General features: G+C 74.5%; 1 protein-coding gene. It reads right to left on the reverse strand.

What is annotated here, in order from left to right; translation table 11 throughout:
- Window positions 1–37 precede the first annotated feature (37 nt).
- A complete protein-coding gene (locus tag HZS56_RS18605) occupies window positions 38–1,726 on the reverse strand; it encodes a glycoside hydrolase family 13 protein (protein WP_216721825.1) in 1,689 nt (562 codons plus the stop codon).
- Window positions 1,727–1,961 lie beyond the last annotated feature (235 nt).

Here is a 1,961-nt window from a genome sequence, read left to right on the forward strand (position 1 = left end):
GGGGCGACCGGGGGCGCAGAGGGAGGCCGAGGGGACGCTACAGCCCCAGCCACACCGTCGTGTCGGGACCGAGGCGGCCGCCGTCCAGCGGGGCGCTGCTCAGCAGCACCTCACCGGCCGGCAGGTCGACGGTGGTCCCGGAGAGGTTGGTGACGCAGCGCCAGGTGTCCGAGCGGTCGAACCGCAGGACCCCGGCCGGAACGTCGTCCGACCAGGTCAGCGACTCGCCGTCGAGCAGCTTGCGGCGCAGGCGCAGGGCCGTGCGGTACAGCTCCAGCGTGGAGCCCGCCACCCCGTCCTGCGCCTGGACGGAGTACCCGCCGAAGCCCGGCGGCTGCGGCAGCCACGCCCCGCCCGTGCCGAATCCGTACGACGGCCCGTCCGTCGTCCACGGCAGCGGCACCCGGCAGCCGTCGCGGCCCTTGCGGACGTGCCCGGTCTGCTCCCAGATCGGGTCCTGGAGGACCTCGGTGGGCAGGTCGGCCACCTCCGGCAGCCCCAGCTCCTCGCCCTGGTAGACGTAGGCCGAGCCGGGCAGCGCCAGCATCAGGAGCGTCGCCGCGCGGGCCCGGCGCAGACCGGCCGCCGCGTCGACGGCCGGGGCGCGGCCGCCGGACAGCAGCCAGGCGTCCGGGTCGGTGCCCGGCGGGAGGACCAGCCGGGAGGCGTGCCGGACCACGTCGTGGTTGGAGAGCACCCAGGTCGCCGAGGCGCCGGCGGCGTGCGCGTCGGCGAGCGACCCGGTGATGATCCCGCGCAGCTTGGCGGCGTCCCAACCACCTTGAAGGTACTCGAAGTTGAAGGCCTGGCCGAGTTCGTCCGGCCGGGCGTACAGGACGCGCCGGGGGCCGGGGACCCAGGCCTCGGCGACGGCGGTGCGGGGCGGGGAGTAGGTGTCGAAGATCTTGCGCCAGTCGCGGTAGACCTCGTGCACGTCGTCGCGGTCGTAGAACGGGTGGGTCCCCGGCGCGAACTCGGCGAGGGCCGCCTCGCCGCTCAGCTCGGGGGCGCCGAGGTCGCGCAGCGGCTCGCCCAGGTCCTTGACCAGCGCGTGCGCCACGTCGACGCGGAAGCCGTCGACGCCCCGGTCGCACCAGAACCTCAGCGTGGTGCGGAAGTCGGCGCGGACCTGCTCGTTCTCCCAGTTCAGGTCGGGCTGCTGGGGCGCGAAGAGGTGCAGGTACCACTGCCCGTCGGGCACCCGCTGCCAGGCGCTGCCGCCGAAGACGGACTGCCAGTCGGTGGGCGGGAGTTCCCCGTGCTCACCGCGGCCGTCCCGGAAGACGTACCGGTCGCGGGCGGCCGAACCGGGGCCCGCCGCCAGGGCCTCGCGGAACCACGCGTGGCGGTGCGAGGTGTGGTTGGGGACGAGGTCGACGATCACCTTCAGACCGAGCCGGTGGGCCTCGGCCGCCATCGCGTCGAAGTCGTCCAGGGTGCCCAGGCGCGGGTCGACGTCGCGGTAGTCGTCGACGTCGTAGCCGCCGTCGGCGAGTTCGGAGGGGTAGAACGGGCTGAGCCACAGGGCGTCGACGCCCAGGGCGGCCAGGTGGGTCAGGCGCTGGGTGATGCCGCGCAGGTCACCGAGCCCGTCGCCGTCGGCGTCGGCGAAGCTGCGCGGGTACACCTGGTAGATGACGGCCTGCCGCCACCAGCCGGGGTCCTGGGACGACAGGTCGGGCGTGCTGGCGGTGGGGGCGGTGCGGGCGGTGCTGCGTACGGTCACGCGGCCTCCTTCGCGGTGCGTGCGGGCACTGCAGACCCGTTGGACGCCATGGATCTCATCGGCTCCGGTCCGGACCGGCTCCGTCCCGGATCGGGTCTGTCCACATCAGGTCTGTCCAGATCACCCGAAAAGCGAACCCGTGCGCCCGCGACGCGCCGGGGTTACGCGTCGGTGCGCTCGGCCGCTGCCGGGTACGGGTTCGCATACCGCGCTACGGCCACGCGCACGGCCGGGT

It is taken from the genome of Streptomyces mayonensis, from assembly GCF_018982965.1.
Classification (GTDB): domain Bacteria; phylum Actinomycetota; class Actinomycetes; order Streptomycetales; family Streptomycetaceae; genus Streptomyces; species Streptomyces mayonensis.